This is a genomic window from Pseudoalteromonas sp. NZS100_1, from assembly GCF_015864285.1.
Classification (GTDB): domain Bacteria; phylum Pseudomonadota; class Gammaproteobacteria; order Enterobacterales; family Alteromonadaceae; genus Pseudoalteromonas; species Pseudoalteromonas arctica.
In genome coordinates this window covers 40,449-57,196 of the sequence record NZ_JADYXN010000005.1, presented here as the reverse complement: position 1 = coordinate 57,196, position 16,748 = coordinate 40,449, and the positions used below count along the sequence as shown (strand labels likewise).

General features: G+C 36.9%; 12 protein-coding genes. 7 read left to right on the top strand and 5 right to left on the bottom strand.

Going from position 1 to position 16,748, the window contains the following annotated elements; genetic code table 11:
• The first annotated feature begins 94 nt into the window (after window positions 1-94).
• The 5 genes from I6F66_RS05015 to I6F66_RS04995 are packed head-to-tail and all read left to right on the top strand — an operon-like array spanning window position 95 to window position 7,051.
• Entirely contained in the window at window positions 95-1,741 is a 1,647-nt protein-coding gene (locus I6F66_RS05015) for a DEAD/DEAH box helicase (protein WP_197208856.1), read from the top strand.
• A complete protein-coding gene (locus tag I6F66_RS05010) occupies window positions 1,741-3,549 on the top strand; it encodes an ATP-binding protein (RefSeq protein ID WP_197208855.1) in 1,809 nt (602 codons plus the stop codon). Before I6F66_RS05015 ends, I6F66_RS05010 begins: the two co-directional genes overlap by 1 nt.
• Window positions 3,549-4,478 (top strand): phospholipase D-like domain-containing protein, encoded by a 930-nt coding sequence (locus I6F66_RS05005; protein WP_197208854.1) that lies wholly within the window; start codon window positions 3,549-3,551, stop codon window positions 4,476-4,478. Before I6F66_RS05010 ends, I6F66_RS05005 begins: the two co-directional genes overlap by 1 nt.
• 9 nt (window positions 4,479-4,487) lie before the next feature.
• The gene (locus I6F66_RS05000) at window positions 4,488-5,111 is read left to right on the top strand and encodes a hypothetical protein (RefSeq protein ID WP_197208853.1); all 624 of its coding nucleotides are present in this window, start codon (window positions 4,488-4,490) and stop codon (window positions 5,109-5,111) included.
• 11 nt (window positions 5,112-5,122) lie between these two features.
• The gene (locus I6F66_RS04995; protein ID WP_197208852.1) at window positions 5,123-7,051 is read left to right on the top strand and encodes a hypothetical protein; all 1,929 of its coding nucleotides are present in this window, start codon (window positions 5,123-5,125) and stop codon (window positions 7,049-7,051) included.
• Between the two features lie 45 nt (window positions 7,052-7,096).
• On the opposite strand, the gene I6F66_RS04990 is transcribed toward I6F66_RS04995, so the two are convergent.
• The 3 genes from I6F66_RS04990 to I6F66_RS04980 are packed head-to-tail and all read right to left on the bottom strand — an operon-like array spanning window position 7,097 to window position 10,126.
• Window positions 7,097-9,121 carry a DNA phosphorothioation-associated putative methyltransferase gene (locus I6F66_RS04990; protein WP_197208851.1) on the bottom strand — a complete coding sequence of 675 codons (2,025 nt, stop codon included), beginning with the start codon at window positions 9,119-9,121 and terminating at the stop codon, window positions 7,097-7,099.
• A gap of 3 nt (window positions 9,122-9,124) precedes the next feature.
• On the bottom strand, window positions 9,125-9,961 hold the full coding sequence (locus I6F66_RS04985; RefSeq protein WP_197208850.1) for a hypothetical protein: 837 nt from the start codon (window positions 9,959-9,961) through the stop codon (window positions 9,125-9,127).
• On the bottom strand, window positions 9,962-10,126 hold the full coding sequence (locus I6F66_RS04980) for a hypothetical protein (protein WP_165740897.1): 165 nt from the start codon (window positions 10,124-10,126) through the stop codon (window positions 9,962-9,964). It lies immediately after the preceding gene.
• A gap of 631 nt (window positions 10,127-10,757) precedes the next feature.
• Here I6F66_RS04980 and I6F66_RS04975 point away from each other — a divergent pair.
• Window positions 10,758-11,243 carry a hypothetical protein gene (locus I6F66_RS04975; protein WP_197208849.1) on the top strand — a complete coding sequence of 162 codons (486 nt, stop codon included), beginning with the start codon at window positions 10,758-10,760 and terminating at the stop codon, window positions 11,241-11,243.
• A gap of 2 nt (window positions 11,244-11,245) precedes the next feature.
• Complete coding sequence (locus I6F66_RS04970; protein WP_197208848.1) at window positions 11,246-12,379, top strand: DUF1570 domain-containing protein; 1,134 nt, start codon at window positions 11,246-11,248, stop codon at window positions 12,377-12,379.
• Between the two features lie 649 nt (window positions 12,380-13,028).
• Here the strand turns inward: I6F66_RS04970 and I6F66_RS04965 are convergent.
• On the bottom strand, window positions 13,029-14,528 hold the full coding sequence (locus tag I6F66_RS04965; protein ID WP_166377562.1) for a DUF2235 domain-containing protein: 1,500 nt from the start codon (window positions 14,526-14,528) through the stop codon (window positions 13,029-13,031).
• 110 nt (window positions 14,529-14,638) lie between these two features.
• The gene (locus I6F66_RS04960) at window positions 14,639-16,735 is read right to left on the bottom strand and encodes a cupric reductase (protein ID WP_197119824.1); all 2,097 of its coding nucleotides are present in this window, start codon (window positions 16,733-16,735) and stop codon (window positions 14,639-14,641) included.
• Window positions 16,736-16,748 lie beyond the last annotated feature (13 nt).

Here is a 16,748-nt window from a genome sequence, read left to right as displayed (position 1 = left end):
AAAGATAAATAATCAAGTGATTTAGCCTGACTTTGTACCTGTAGGCTCTAAGTAAATGGAAGCTATCATATTGATTTATATTAAAGGACTAAAAATGCTTACTAAAATTTTATCAAACTTTTCTGAAGATGAATTGTTAAACTTTCTCCCCAAAAATTCAATAAATTTCGCACTTCAACTTGATATACAAGAGAACCAGATTTCAGAAACTAACGCCTATAATAAAAATAAACTGGCAGGTATAGTTGCGAGTGTTAAACAGGTTGACTTTATTTTTGATTCGCAATTGCGTATTAAGCTAATTGAACGATTATCAGCACAGCAACTAGCTGAGTTGTTTCCTAGCTTTGAGCTTGAAGCAAAAAACGTTACTCCAAAATACTATGATGCCATCATAAGTTGGGCTGGAGATAATCCTGAAAAGTTCGCAGCTTTATTAGGACTTTCTGCGCTATATGAAAGTCAATTAAGCCAAGATAATGGATTAGAAAGCATAACGTGTATTGAGCCAAGTTACGGTCTTTATCCATACCAACAAAACATTAGCAAACAGGTGTTTACTGAACTTGCACAGGATAAAAAACGAGTACTGATTCACTTACCTACAGGTGCAGGTAAAACACGCACTGCAATGAATATTGCTACTGAGCATTTAAGGCAATCTGAAAGTAACCTAGTACTTTGGTTAGCAGATAGAGAAGAGCTTTGCTCGCAAGCTTATATAGAGTTTTCAAAAGCATGGAAGTCATTAGGTAATCGCTCTACCTCTCTTTATGGCTTTTACTCAAGTTCAACTGAAAGTTTGAGTGGTATCGATTCGGGTTTTGTTGTTGGTGGCTTACACAAGTTTTTGAGTTTACGAAAAAGTGATTCTAGACAGCTCCAACTTTTATATAGCAAGCTTGCTGAAAAAGTAACATTAGTAATTTTTGATGAGGCCCACAAGGCTGTCGCGCCAAAGTTCCAAGAAGTTGTTCAGGACTTTATTGAAGATGAGTCATTCCATGCAGATCTGATTGGTTTAACAGCCACTCCAGGCAGAAGTTATTCTGAAGATGGTTTATCAGAAGAAGATGCCCGTTTAGCCGATTTTTTCTATAACAATAAAGTATCTATGCAAATTTCAGGCTATTTATCGCCAATAGATTACTTAGTTGAGAAGGGCTATTTAGCAAAAGCTAACTTTAAATCATTAAATTATGATCATTCAGGTATTGCTGCATACGAATTAAGAGATGCGGGTGGTGTTGAAACGATGACGACGCTAGCAAATAACATAGAGCGTAACCGACAGATCCTAAATACGATTATTGATGAATGTAACCTTGGGTCACAAATCATCGTTTTTGCGTGTACCGTAGAGCACGGAATTAACCTTGCTACTGCACTTGCATATCAAGGTATAAAAGCAGCTTCTATTGATAGTAAAAATGATACGGCAGAGAGTCGAAGAGCAAAAATAGCACAATATAAAAACGGTAATTTACAAGTTTTGGTTAATTTTAATGTATTAACTGCAGGGTTTGATGCCCCTAAAACAAATGTCACTGTTATCGCAAAGCCAATGAACTCATTAGTACAGTACTTACAAATGGCTGGTCGTGCCATGCGTGGTTATAAAAGCGGCGGTAATAAAGAGTGCAATATTTATACAGTAATGGATAACATACCTGAATTTCAAAGTATTAGCCTAGCATTTGGTTATTGGAATGATATGTGGGCAGAAAAGGAGACTAAATAATGAGTAACAGATTTTTAAGTGCAGAAACTGTAATAGAATCTTTAAGAGATAATGGTTACAACAATACTGCATACGCGCTTGCCGAGTTAATCGATAATAGCCTGCAAGCAACCGCTACGCGTGTGGAGGTTGGTTTTATAGAAGAACAACAAGAAACCCGGAAAAATTACACTGTTTCAGAAATCTCCCTTTGGGACAATGGTGTTGGTATGGATCTCGATACCTTAAGAGTTGCCATGCAGTTTGGTGGCGGTACGCATCGTAAAGATGCCGGTGGTATGGGTAAGTTCGGTATGGGTTTACCTAACTCATCTATTTCTCAGTGTAAGCGTGTTGATGTGTGGAGCTGGCAAGCCGGTGGAGAGCCTCATCATACATATTTAGATGTTGATGAAATGAAAAGCGGCGCACTTGAAGATGTCCCAATGCCAACAGCAAAAGCAATTCCTACAAAGTACGAAAAAGCTTTTTTTACAAAAAAACCAGAATCTGGCTCTTTAATTATTTGGTCTAAGCTCGATCGCCTAAGTTGGAAAACGGGCAAGTCAATCTACCGTCACTGTGAGCATCTAGTCGGCAGAATGTATCGTAATTTCATTAGCGATGACAATATAAAAATAGAAAGCATCACTTACCGTAAATCAGCTGATGACAGACTTGATGTTTACGATAAAGAAACTTTTAAAGCTAATGATCCAATGTATCTTAAAAAGAATACTTCGTTGCCAGAATTGCCAGGTAGTTATAAAAATGAAGCTTTTTTTGAAAAAATGGATGAGGAAGTAATTTCTGTAGAATACATAGATGCAGATGGAATACCTAAACGAGATGATGTAACCGTTACCACCTCAATGGTTAAGAAAAATATATCAAATCGAATTCTAAAAGATACTATCGGAAAATTAGGTGGTACTGCTTGGGGTAAACATTGTAGTAAAAATGTAGGAGTTTCAATTGTTCGTGCTAATAGAGAATTAGTTTTAAGAGATTCATTTCTAACTTCTGCACTGAGAGAGAGCAAAGGGCGATTTATTGGTATTGAAGTATCTTTTCCGCCAACCCTAGATGCTGTTTTTGGCGTAACTAACAATAAACAAGATGCTATCAGATTAATTCCTTACGAGATGAAAACCATCTTTACGCAAGCCGGTTTTGACTCTGAACAAGAGTACTTAAGGGATTTAGAAGAAAACTCTGATTCCTTATTACAAGTGCTAAAAGTTGTTGCGGTTATAAAAAAGCATGTTTCTGCTTTAACAAAGGCCTTAGATACAATCAATGTAGAAGGCAAGGCAATCAAAGGCGAAGAACCAAAAACAACCTCAGAGGGTGCCGCATCTAAAGCAACACAAGGTTCGGCGCATCGTGAAACTCATGGCCATAAAACAAATGATGAATCATCAAAAGAGCTTAATAAAGACGATGTTGTAAAGCACCTTACTCAGCAGGGCGGAATGAGCAAAGAAGAAGCCGAAGAAAAGGCAGAACGCTTAATTCTTACAGGTAATCGTTTTTTAATCGAAGATGTAGCACGAGATTCTGAAGCATTTTTTGATGTATCAACAAGTAAAGGTTTAACGTTAGTTTTATTCAATACAAATCATGTTTTTTATCAAAAGCTTGTAAGTAAGCTTGGTGGTGATGAGCTCGAAATAATGCAAACTACTATCGCAGGCTTTGCCCGTGTGATGAATGAAACAACTGACGAAAAACGTTTAAATTATCTAAATACAATTCGTCGCGAATGGGGCTTAGTTATAAGTGAGTTTCTTCAAGGCCCTGAAGATGATGATGCGGACGACTTTTAATGTCGAGCTTAATCTCAAATACTGAGCTTACGCAACAATTAGAGGCACTTCTTCCTAGTTGCGCAAATTTAATTATCATCTCAGCCTTTATGACTCAACCAGCTACTCGCTGGCTGGGTCATTTAATTACAGCTAATAAGCCTAAAGTTAAATTGGTAGGTCGTTTTACACCAAATGATTTTGTCAAAGGTGCAAGTGATTTAAATGCATTGCGAGATTGCATCAATAATGGCTACGAAGTAAAGGCATTAGCAAACCTACATGCAAAAATTTATCAAATTGATCACGATACTATTTTTAACGGTAGCGCTAATTTAACAGGTAAAGGGTTAGCTTTAGTTAATAATGGAAATTTAGAATCGTGTAGCAGAGTTAATGCGTGTGAACAATCTAAAGCATTCATAAATAAAATTGTTGAATCAGCAACTAATCTAACCCTAAATACGCTTGATAAAATGCAAGCTTATTTAGAGCAATTTGAAGATGCAGATAAAGCTGAGTTACCTGCGGTGTGGCCTGAAGAGATACTATCACAAACATCAGAATTGTTTGTATCTGACTTTCCGTTAGGTAAACCAGGCGTTAGTTTGAACGAATATCAACTCAATCCTTCATTACCTTTTGCTCAAATTGAATATGCTAAAGATGACTTAGTATTAGCTTCGACTTTATTCAAACAAACTAAAGCATATTGTTGGCTAAAAGCACAAATTACTGAAAACCATTCAGACCGCGACTTAGGTTTCGGGCAAGTATCAAGGTTACTACATGACGTTTTATGTGATGATCCAGCTCCATACCGTCGAGATATAAAAGGCATCCAAGCCAATCTATATGGATATTTAGCTTTGTATGCATCTAATGAGATAGAAATATATGTTCCTGGGGGGAGAAGCCAGGTTTTAAAAATAAAAAATAATTTTACCTAACGGATTTATATGAAAAAATTTAAAGAAATAACTTTAGATAGCTTAAGAGATATGAGAGGTCATCAGTATAGAAACTTAGTACGTGGTAAAGATCGATTACCTACTAATCCAGGTGTTTATATTTGGAGGTACTGGCCTTCACCAAACTCATTAAATAAAGAGGGACTGATAAAGTTTATAAATGAATTAAACGCTAGTTTCCCTATATATGAAGAAATACTTAAAAATAACCGCGCCACAGTTACAATGCAAAGAACTGCTTTTGGTGAACGAGGCGGAGAGGGCCTTTTGGGCATAAATAAGGCTAATAAAAAAATACAAAATTTATTAAAATATATGGAAACAGATCAGGTGTCTAGAGAGAAACTAGCATCAATTTTAGAAACTATGATTTCAACAGCACCTCCTTTATACATAGGTAAAGCGGATAATATTAAAACAAGGCTAATACAGCACTTTAATTTGGAAACTGACTTTTCAGTTAGGTTAAAAGAATCGTTGATTCCAATAAAAGATATCTATGTTTCTTTTCTAATAGATGAAGTATCCGAAGAAGATAAAATTATCACGACAGGGATTGAAGAAATATTACAGCGTATTACAAACCCTCCTCTAACAAAACGATACGGTTAATGGAACACATTATGCAAAAAAGAAAAAAAAGAACAACGGGTACCGAACCTAATTTAAATACGTATGATTTTTCGAATCCTATAAGTTATTTTCGTTCAGACTTTGGTCGTTCAAACGAAGATGTAGGTGTTTTTACACTTAATTTGACTTGTGGCCAGTTATTGGCAGATTTTAAAATATTTGAGGATATGAATAGTGTCGAACATTGGCCCGTTAGTACTTTAATTCAAAGGGAGTTAGATCATAACCGAGCAAAAAATATTGCTAATGATTATCTTTTAAAAGATGGTGGATTAAAGTTTTTTCCATCCTTGACTGCTGTATTAATTCCAACAGATGATAAATACCAGCCTATAGATGAATATTTACAACCATCAGAGGATAGTTTAAATGCATTTACAACTAAGTTTTATAAAGGAGATAACAAGTATTCGACTGATGGATATGAATTACCTAAAGAATTGGTTGGCGGGATCTTTGATATAATATTTGATGAATCCCAAGGAGATATTGGGTGGGATAAAAATAAACTGACAGCTGTAATTATTGATGGACAACATAGGTTGAAATCATTAGAGGCAGCTGTTGCTGTAGATAAGAGTTTTATGAATTGTAAACTAAATATAACACTTATAGATGTTACAAAAATTAGTAAATCTCAAAAACAAACCCCAACTAAAGTAGCTCGTGATTTGTTTGTAACAATTAACCATACACCCGAACAAATCGATGAGGCAAGACTATGTTTAATGGATGATAAAGATGCTTTATCAACTTTTACACAGGTGTTAGTCGATGATGCAGATACTGAGAACAAACCAGCTATTCGTCCAGAGCTCGTTGATTGGGATTGTGAAGGTGGAAAACATCGTAGTGAAAATAGTCTCTCAGGTGTTCTTGTGTTAAGGCAAATTATTTTAACCGCATTATTTGATAATGTGAAATTGTCGTCTATTGAGGATAGGCAAAACAAACGAACTGTAAGCAAATGGTTGAGTAAAGTTGATGCTTGGCTTGGTATTGATGAGTTAATCAAGGATAAATTTGGAGAAAATGAAAGTTTAGGTAAAAGGTTTGATATAGCGAATAATGGCGCAATGCAGCAAGACGAGAGTGATGAAGATAGTTTGTTTTTATTTTCATATAACAATGAAGTGTCTGAGCTATTAAAGTCCCAGTTTAAAGCACTATATTTATCTACATTTAGACATGTTTACTCAAACCTTTCCCCATTTAAAGATATCAATGATGTAGCAGAAAAAAATAATATTTTTAAAGTTGGAAGTAGCTTAAATCGATACTTTAGATCTTTTAAAGGCAAGAGGCTAACAATGAAAAAAGATATTGTTGTAGCTTCTGAAGTAGATATTTATGAAAAAGAATTACGCGAACAAAGCAAAAGCAATATTGCACACACAGTGATGGGACAGAAAGCTATATTTAAAACATTGTTTGATAGTTATTTATTCGAAACAGCGCATGATGAACCTGATATTTTAAATGCTACAAAAAAATTCACTCAAGAGTTCAATAACGCATATGATATATTGACTACATCGGGGAGTTTCGATGAGAATTTATTCTCAATAGAGTTTGAGAAAAAAGGAAAGAGTGTAAGTAATTCTTTATCTGTAGGTAGTAAATTTTGGAAAGGTATAATACTCAAAGTTAATGATGAAATTGATTACTCTACAACAGCAGTTAAAATTTTATCAGGTGTTTTTGATGATTTTATTGTAGCTGTAAGAGAAGACAGTAAATTTGAATTTAGTAATCGCTCCTCTATAATAAAGAGACATGAAAGCCATTTAAAAAGAATTGGAATAGAATTTGGTGAGGATAATGAGGATGATGAAAATGCCAAGCGCAATGAGTTAGCTGTTAATGTTGTTGCTCATAAAGAAAAAGTAGTGAATAAGCTTATTAATAAATATAAATAAATCGCCTGCAGTAATTATTGTTCTTATAGGTAAATTTACAGGGGGCTATAATTTAAAAAATCTATACCCTCTAATTTCCTGGTTGTTAAGAGATATTAATGACTTAAATTGAATTAATGAAAAGTTTTTATCTTTAATGTTTTTTTTAAAATTAATTAATATTTTGTTAAACGCCTTTTGCTTTTTATAATCATCAAATGTGTCGTCAATATAATCAATTTTATTGAGAAGTAGCGGGCGCTTCTCTTCAATTATGTAATCAAAAAAATCAACATCCTGATCGGCCATTTTTATTTTAACGCGTTCTTTTAGCTCCGGAAGGGGGGAGTTATAAAACCCTTCGTAACCGAGCAGTGTCACTTTACCTGAATGTATATGAATTTTAATAAGCTGAATATCATCAAGCTCACCATACATTTGTAGGGCCGCGCCAATATATACGCGAAGCACAAGGGGTAATAAAGTGATAAAGTCTTTATGCAGTGTTAGTGAGTGAGGCTGGTCGTTTTCAAAGTCGATTTTACCTGCAGGTAGTAGCTCTACGGCTTCGACGCACAGCGATTCAATTAATGCACTATCTGCTATTTGAAAAAGCAGCTCAGAGGCTTGGTGCTGCGCTATTTTGTAAGTGTCGAAGAATGCTTTAATGTCGCGCTTTAAGTCTTCTGGCTGTTGTGCGTAAGGTTTACGCTTTTCAAACATAGCAAGTGCAAAGTAAAGCAGTAAATCTTCTTTACGCATTGTTTCTGCTGTTTTTAGCTCGTCTTCTTCAAACCATTTTAATACAAGTTGCAGGGCTTTTTTATTTGAGCCAATAACTTCTTTTATTTTTTCGCTTTGCGAATATTCATTGTTTGCTGGGCAGCGGCCAAGCGTTAAGCATGTTAACCAAAACGATTCAAAAAGTTGCTGGTGTTGTGTAAATAAAATTCGCGCTTGTTCTTCATTAACAGGTTCTGGCGCTGTTAGGTGCTGCCATTTATATGCACGTTTATGGCGGTTTTGTAAAAAGTGTTGTTCGAGCTGCTTATCTTTAAATATGTAATAAATACCAGGAGCAACAGCAATCGCGTTTTCGTCAACGCTCATTTCTATAAATGCTTTAAGCTCTGCTTGCGTGTAGTATTTTTGAAAGGTATTACGACTCGTAATTACGCCATCTTTATAAGGTTGAAACTGGCTTATCAGTGTTTCGTTGCCTAACATTGCCGACACAATAAGTAACTTTTGTGAAAGCTCCCATGCACCAAGTAACGCTTCTATTCGCTCATCTCTATCTTCTATTACATTAATCACAAAACCAATGTTAACAATGTCAGAAATAACTTTATCAGCATCAGGACGGTAGTTTAAATCCCAACCTAATGCATCTATTCCATGGGCTTCGAGTTCTCGTAAGTCGTCACCTCTGCCGCACCCGTAATCAAATATTGAATAGTCGCCGCTCAAAAAACCATTTTTAGCTAATGATTTTAAAGGAGCTGAAAGTTCATGTCGTACAATGGCCGTTAAATGCCTGTCTATTGTTTTATCGTTATCAGGGCTTTGTACGGCAGAGCTTCGAAATAAACGACCATCAACTAGCTCATATCCTTTTTTAGCAATTAAACGTTCCCAAGAACCTTTAAAACCGATCATACGCGTGTTTTCGTATAAGCCTGCTTGCTCACCTTCAGCAGTTAGGTCACAGAATAATTGGTAATACTTACTAGCTGGTGAAACCATAGTTTCTTTTCGGTGCAAAATAGGTGGATTTTCGCTGTTATTGTATTTTGTTATTCTGTGCGACAGCTTTGCTAGATCTACTGTAACGCTTTGCTTTAATGCGGGGTAAGAGTCTTGATAAAAGGTTGGGTAGCTTAACAGTGAAAGCCTAAAGTCACTTTTAAACAGCTTGATTAAGTCGAAATCGGATTCATCAACCTTTAAAGCTTGCGCAACAACTTTAATAAATTTAACTAAATCGGCAGGTGCATCAGCAAATGCATCTTTATGGAAATAAATTGCATCAGGTAGCTTTTTTGCTATTTTTACTTTTTTTACAAGCTGCTTAAATTGCTCTGCGTTCATAGTTTAATAATTTGCTAAATGTAGTGCCTGCACTTTACAGGGGCTTAATGTATCCAAACTATATAGTTCATCTTGTTGATTTACAATGCAAGGACACTCAGCAATATAAAAGTTGATACCATTTTCTGTTTTTATACTTCTTAAGTAAACGGGAACTATAGGCATAGATGAAGGAAGTTTTTGCAATAAGCTTAAACTAGGGTAAAGCAATTTGTGTTTTGCTAGTGAATCAAACTTATCGCCATGTTTTGCTTCTATCACAAATAAGTGTTCTTTACCGTCTCGCTTAGCAACAAAGACAGCATCGATTTCAACTTGGCCATTTATATGCTCAAGGGCAACGTCTTCGTTAGCGAGTGGCTTAAAGTTAAACGTGAATGTACTTTGCCCCGTTGCTGGCACTACTATAGTTTTGTCATCTTTTAAGTTAAGTGCTTCAGCCATTAACCCTGATGCTATAGCTAAATTTACAACTGAGGTTTCAGTGACTTTGGGCAGGAGCTGAAATGCAAATAAGCTTCTTATTGATACGTTTGGTAAGAATAGCTCTGGTTGCAATTGGCCAAACAGAGCTTGGTCATTAAAAAAGAAATCGTTTACATCATTTGATTTTACAAGTGAAAAATAAGTTTGATTATCGCCTAAGCGAGAGCCAAGCCTAAGTACCATCGTATTACAATCTCGTAAAGTTTTTGGCAGCTTTTTTATCGAATCTATAGATATTGATGCTGCTGTGTTTGCCTTTAAATTATTGGTACTCACATATTTTTGAAAGCTTTGTGCAGAAGATACGTTTTGCTTATTTGCCTGCATTTCCAGCACTATATTTTGAAATAGCATTTATTCGCCCTTGCTCTCAATAAAATAAAAAAATGCTCGCCCGCGCTTCTCAAACTTAAGCTCACCTCGCTCTCGGCGATGCATTAACTCACAGTCTGATATTTTTAAGAGCTTTATCGTTTCTTTGCTTGAAAACCACTCACCTTGTTGTTTTTGGTTAGCCATTTAAGTTACTCAAATTATGTATAAATTTAATATACCTAACTCTAAGTACATCGACAAATTTAGCTTAAACTCGACAGCTAAGGTATCCCCCCGTGATTACATCCGAAATTAAATGAATGATGAGTAATTAACAGCATGGATGCTGTTAAAAGCGTAGCTTGGCCATGGATGGCCTATCTACGCTGGTTACGTTTATATCATTCATTTGATTTAGGAGACAGTGTGATCCTCGGGGCGCCGTGGGGTTCCAAGGGGCGGTCGGCGGTATCCGCCCCTTGGTTGCCATCGCCAACGCGATATTTGTAAATTATTTTAAAAGCTTCGCTTTTCGCGCGAGCAAGCTGAGCGCCTACAGGTGTTTAGGTGAGCTTTGTAGCGTTGATTGGGAGTTATGAGCCTGAGTTACTAGAGGTCAAAGCGCGATGTAAAATCGCACCTACGGGTTTGTTGAGTTCGATGGCTTAATTAATGTAGGTGAGGTTTTATACCTCGCGGGTGCTTTATAAAAACCAAGACACAAGGTGCACTCCCACCCATAGTTTTAATTTTTGCTTTTTGGATTAGTAATGTTGATGTGTTTTTTCACATTTATAGGTACACTATTTTAAAGTTTTAATTCAGGGAATGAATAATGATTAAATGGATTTTACTGGTATTTATTAGCGTATTTACAACTTTTCCTCAAGCTGGTGAGGCTTACACACAAGCCCAATGCGATAGCATTAAAAAGCAGCGCGAAGCTATTCGGTCTCAATTTAGAAGTGGCTACAGTAATAAAGAAGGTGAGCGTTTAACTGCGCGCGATAAAGCGCTATTTACATTACTTGCTAATCACTGCAGTAAGCCTAAAAAGAGTGGCAGCGCTTATCAGGCTACTTCTTCTACCCCAACCCGTACGCCTAATAGCAATTGGTTACTCAATCAAAAAGTATCAAACATGTCTTTGCACAGCGATAGCTATAAAGATGCCACTAAGCTTGATGGTTGGTCTAAATTTTATAAATTGCCTAAACGTTGCCGTAAAAAATGGATGGAGTCGGCCGACTTTATATGGTGTAGCGAGTATCGGGGTAAGCAAAAAGAGTTATTTGAAGCACAGTGGCAAGGGCGTCCATAAATATGTTTAAAACAAAATTACGCGTGGTGTTTGTATTTTTTGTGCTGCTAATTGCATCGGCGCTCATTGCTAATCATTTTACTGGGCGGGTATTTAATTATCATGATCCTATAGGCGAGGTTAAACGAATTTATAGTAGTATATCGTCGCAGGTAACTACTGAACCGTTAGCAACTAAACAGCTTAAAAATATAAGCTCGGCAACTTTACAAAATGCATCAGTATCTGCCGATAATCATTTATCGCAAGCTAACAATACGCGCTGCGTAGATGTATCGTTGGGTAAGGTTAAATATAAACGTAATGGCGATATATTTACGTGGACAGACAGTGACGGTGTGCCGCATTTTAGTGATAAAAAACCGGATTTTGCGGTAGCAACTTACGATCCTGGTTTTATTGAACCGTTAGATTACTTTGATCTTACTTTAAATACGCCTAATTTACCTTCGTCATTTAACCAAGCGTTACGCATAAAACTCAATACTGTATTTAAAGTATATGGACAGATTATTGGCGTGCATGCACTTAAAAAGGTAAAGCTTAATTTAACGGTATTGCCTACGCGTGGTACTTATGAGGCCGCAATTAAGCAACGCGGTGGTGACTCTACAAACACTGCGGGTATGTATTTTCACGCGAGTAATTCTGCTTTTATTCATTATGATAATGCACACAGTGCAATGCGAACTGCGGTACATGAAGCAGTGCACGCCATTAATAAAGCAGTTTTAGGCTACACCCCGAGATGGTTTAATGAGGGATTTGCAGAATACTTTGAGCTTACTAAAAGTAATATGCAAACAGCTATTGTTGAGTCGAATAGTTCATGGACGAAAAATAACAATATTACTAAAAGTGTATTTTCGATTGATTCGTTAGTGGGTTTGGATGACTCGTGGAAAAAAGGTGATACCAGTAAGCTGTACGCAAGCAGTTGGGCTGCAATTTACTTTTTAATGGATACGCAAGCAGGGCGATCGTTACTTAAGAATATAATGCTTGCTGAGCAAGAATTTCTCTGTAATAAGCTATCTGAAAAGCAATTAAAAACGATGATGTATAAGCAGCTTCCTAATCTTAATCGTGAATATTCTAAGCGGTTAAAAAGTCCTTTAAAAGCGCATATATTTTAAATTACAAACCAAAAGCGCGATGTAAACTCCCGCCTACAGCTTTTCGCGCGAGCAAGCTGAGCGCCCACAGGTGTTTAGCTTGGCCTTATTTAAAAGCCAAAGCGCGATATAAAATCGCACCTACGCTTTTGTTGAAAGTTGTGTTTGCAATGATGTAGGTGAGGTTTTATACCTCGCTTATAAATACATTTTTTACCACAGAAAAGTGAATTATTGTTCTATGTAGCGCTTAAAAGTAATGAGGCAATTAACTCTGCTATTCGCCTCATTGCATGAGGCAAATAAATTGTTATTCGCCTCACCATGTGAGGCGAATAGGTGTTTAGGTGAGCTTTGTAGAGTTGATTGGGGTAATGATCTAGTTACTAGAGGGCAAAGCGCGATGTAAAATCGCACCTACAATTTAAAAGCTTCGCTTTTCGCGCGAGCAAGCTTTGCGCCTACAGGAGTTTAGGCGGGCTTTGTAGCGTTGATTGGGAGTTATGAGCCGTTACTAAAGAGCAAAGCGCGATGTAAAATCGCACCTACGGGTTTGTTGAGTGTCGTGTTTGAGTTGTTGTAGGTGAGGTTTTATACCTCGCATGGTGTTTTTATAAAGCCAAAGCGCGAGATAAACTCACGCCTACTATTTTAAATATTGTGCAACCTCTTATCCCAGCCGCGTTACTTTTACTTTTATTTTTCCGGCATTAGCGCCATAAAAGCGGCTTAGGTCGTTTGCGAATGGGCAAAACTCGCCAGATTTATCTATTTTAATATCGGCGCCGTTGGCTATTTCAAAAAGGTGGTCGTCGTTTTTATTAATAGCACCAATGAGTGAAAACCATTGCGCGCGAGGAAATCGTCTAAATGGTTCAAGCACGGCCATTGGGATTTCTTTTACGCCAAGTTGTACGTTGTCGCGGTTCCAGCCTAATGGCGTGCACTTTATGCCATCGTCAAACCAGTATTGATTTGGGTATGGGGTAAAGCGATACGTAGCGCCTTGCTCTAGCATGAGGCCGGTTGCGTTGTATTGCTCAGAGGCAAATACCACTATATCTTGGCTTTGGTTAATGCTCAGCACACTCATGTTTTGATTAGCCAGTTCTATATGTTGGCTTAAACCAATAAAGCTAAGTGTGGTGTTGTCGTTGTAGCTAATTTTGTAATGCAGTTTTTTAAGTGATTCTGGGCGATAACTGGTTAGTTTATTAATGCGTTCGGCTACGCTGTAGTGCACTAAAGGCTCAAGGTTGCTGGCTTCGTCATCAATTAATACATAGCACTCTCTATCTACTAGTTTAAAAAATGGGTTAAACCAAAAGTAATTTTGTTGATGACTTAATGCGAGCGGATCGGGCGTTACGGTTACGTCATCTTGTGCTACTAAGTTGCTGTCGGGGAGTAGGGTTTCGTAATCTATGTCGTGGCTAGTGAGTAACGATATATTAAGCGGTTGTTCTATTAACCACTCAAGTGCATAGCGCAAGCTAATATCGGCTAGGCCATCGCGGTAGTAACCGCCTCCAATGTCTGAATGCGCACCTGCAAACCATAATTCAGTAATATTGTTTTGATGGTTCATGAGTGTGGGTTCAAAGGCGCGGCGTTTTTCGTCAAGGGCTACGCAGTGCAGCGCGTGAGTAATGTTGTTGGCAATGGTGTGGTTTTCAAAAATAACATGCTCTGCGCCACGTGTGGCTTTACTTACTTTTGATAAGCCAATAGAGGCGACGGTATCAAACACACATACATACACGTTGTTGCTTATTAAGGGTTCTAAACATTTAGCAAAACGTCTGGCAAGCGCAGCGCCTCGGCTAAAGCCTGTTAGCAGTATGGTATCGCCTAGTTGATAGTGAGCTTTAAAGTCGCTTAATGCTTGATTTAAAATACTGGCTACGTCGTCACCACGAGGTGCAAGAGTTTGGTTTAAAATACGTTTAAGGCGGCTGCCTTTAGTACCAATACCTTGATAATAAAAACTGAGTTGGTTAGCAAAAGGAGTAATAGGGGAGTCTTCTAATTTACCGCCAAGCAGTAAATGCAGTTTTAGAATGTTGGTAATATTAGAGTCTTCTTTAAAATGATCTGAGCTAAATTGTTCTGCGTCACGGGGCTCGTTTCCTGTGCCGTCAAAGTTAAAAATTAGCGTTTTACCCGTCATAACCCAATTCCCTTAGTTGTTTTAAATACTCTACACAGACTATGTTAAAAATTAAAGACAATATTCATCAGGTAATGACGAGCTAATTTATGGCTCGCCTGCTATGAAGATCAGTGATTATAAAAAGTATAGCTATTTAACGTTGTTTCCTCTAATGGTTTAAGCGCAGAGTTAAGTTGTACCAACTGCTGATAAACTTCAGGGTAAAATATTTTTAATCGGGCAACGCGAGAAAAGTGGTTTGGTTCAAATTTTTCAACAAGCTGCAAAGCTAAAGGAACCATTGGGCTTAACTCACCTTTGGTGTAGCTTTGTTCTAGCGCTAAGTCGAGTATATCTACGCCAAGTTTACTGGGAACAGTCGGTATTTTGTTATCAATTAGAAATTGGACTGCTTCGACAGAAGACGACGCAGCTTGTGTATAAACGTCGCGTCCATGTATATCGGTAATCGAAAAATCAAAACCAAGTTGTGCAAGTTCTTGCCATTGACTAAGCGGAATCCAGCTTAGTCTAACCAACTCTGTTGGAGGGATAGGTAGCGTTCGACTATTCCAAATAGGCACTAAGTCATATGGATTCTTAAGTAACCTAATAAATAGCACGTTTGTCTCTGTTTGATTTAGTGGAGTTGTCTGGCTGTATTCATGTGCTTTTTGAAATTCTTTTTTAGCTAAATACTCACGAAATACACTATCGCTTCTATCTGAAGAGGTACGGCGGGCAAGAGTGTTCCACCAATAATTAACTAAAACAGGGTCTATATTTTGTAATACGTCTTCAAAGTTACTGCCATACTCTTTTTCGATTTTGCGCACTTTGTCGTAAGCATCACTATCTCGTATGAGCTTTTGGGCTGCAAACAGCTTTTCTGTTAATTGATTACAATTGCTTGAGGCTGAATCTAGATCTTCTTTTTTATGTTGTAGCTCTAGTAAAAATTGAGATATTTCAGAGTTATCTGGCTCAGTTACTCTAGGCAGCATAGAGTTTTCAATTATAGAGATTTGGCTAAAGTAGAGGTAACTTAAAGGGTTTGTTTGCTCACTAATAAAAGTACCTTGTTGATATTTAAATTTGTTTTCAAAAAGTAGAGTCTTATCTGATGAATTTTTATAATTAAACTCACCATGGGCTTTATATCCTTCGGCGATTAAGTAATCCATCATATCAGTCTTACTTTTATCTAAATCTTCTAAAGTTAAGTTTCCGTTTTTAGGTAAATTAATTATGGCAATATCTAACGCTGTAAATAGGCCTGCTTTATTGGTTGGCGAGACTCCTGCTTGTTTTAATGCTTTTACTAAGGGTAAATTAAATTGGCTAATAGCTAAATCGGCTAAGTTATATAAAACGGTAAAATTGTCATAAATAGGCATATCATTAAGTGAAGGTACTTGCTTCATTAACGCAAAAATATACTCATTAGGTAGACCGTTATTTATAGCTACTGCGAGTTCATTTACCGTAAATTGATTTACTGCGATTACATGCTCAAATTCGTCAATGGAAAGTTTATTTGCATTGAGCATAAGTAGCGTGGCGGGAGAGATAACATTACTACCTTCAATACGAATAAACGACTGCAAATAAGTGGTAAACGTGTCGGAATTGTTTAATAGTGCATAGAGGGTTTCTTTTTTTACATTTTCATCAAGTGGAACGTTAAATGTTAAACCAGCAGGGCTTTGGGTAGCCGAACCTAACTGCTGCACCATCTCTTTTACTTTATCAGTGGTGAAATTTTGAATAGCTTCAATGCCTTGCCAGTCAGCTAAAATAGCTATGCTTTCAATTATTTTATAGTCTTTTTTTTGTTTATCTTTAATCGCTTCTTTAAGTAGCGTTGTATATGACTGATAAGATGCCTCGTACAAACCTGAATACATTAATAGGTCGGCGACAGAAGTACCTTTGTTGAGTTCATTTTTAAAAAATAAAGTAAGCGATTGGTTTATTTCATTTATTTTGTATGCTTTATCAGCCGATTTATTTTTACAAAGGCTAATTTCGTGTTTTAGTTTTACTACTTTCTGTTGTGGGGATGCTTGAACGATCTGCTTTTGTTGTTTTATTTTGGGCTGAACTATATTTGAGGCAGGTTTTAAATTTTGCTTTACTACTGGTGAGCTGGATTGAGCTATAAATATATAAGTTGCCAATACAACCGTAGCAATGGCAATAAGCGCCAGGGGTCCTTTTTTCATAAACGTTAATCCT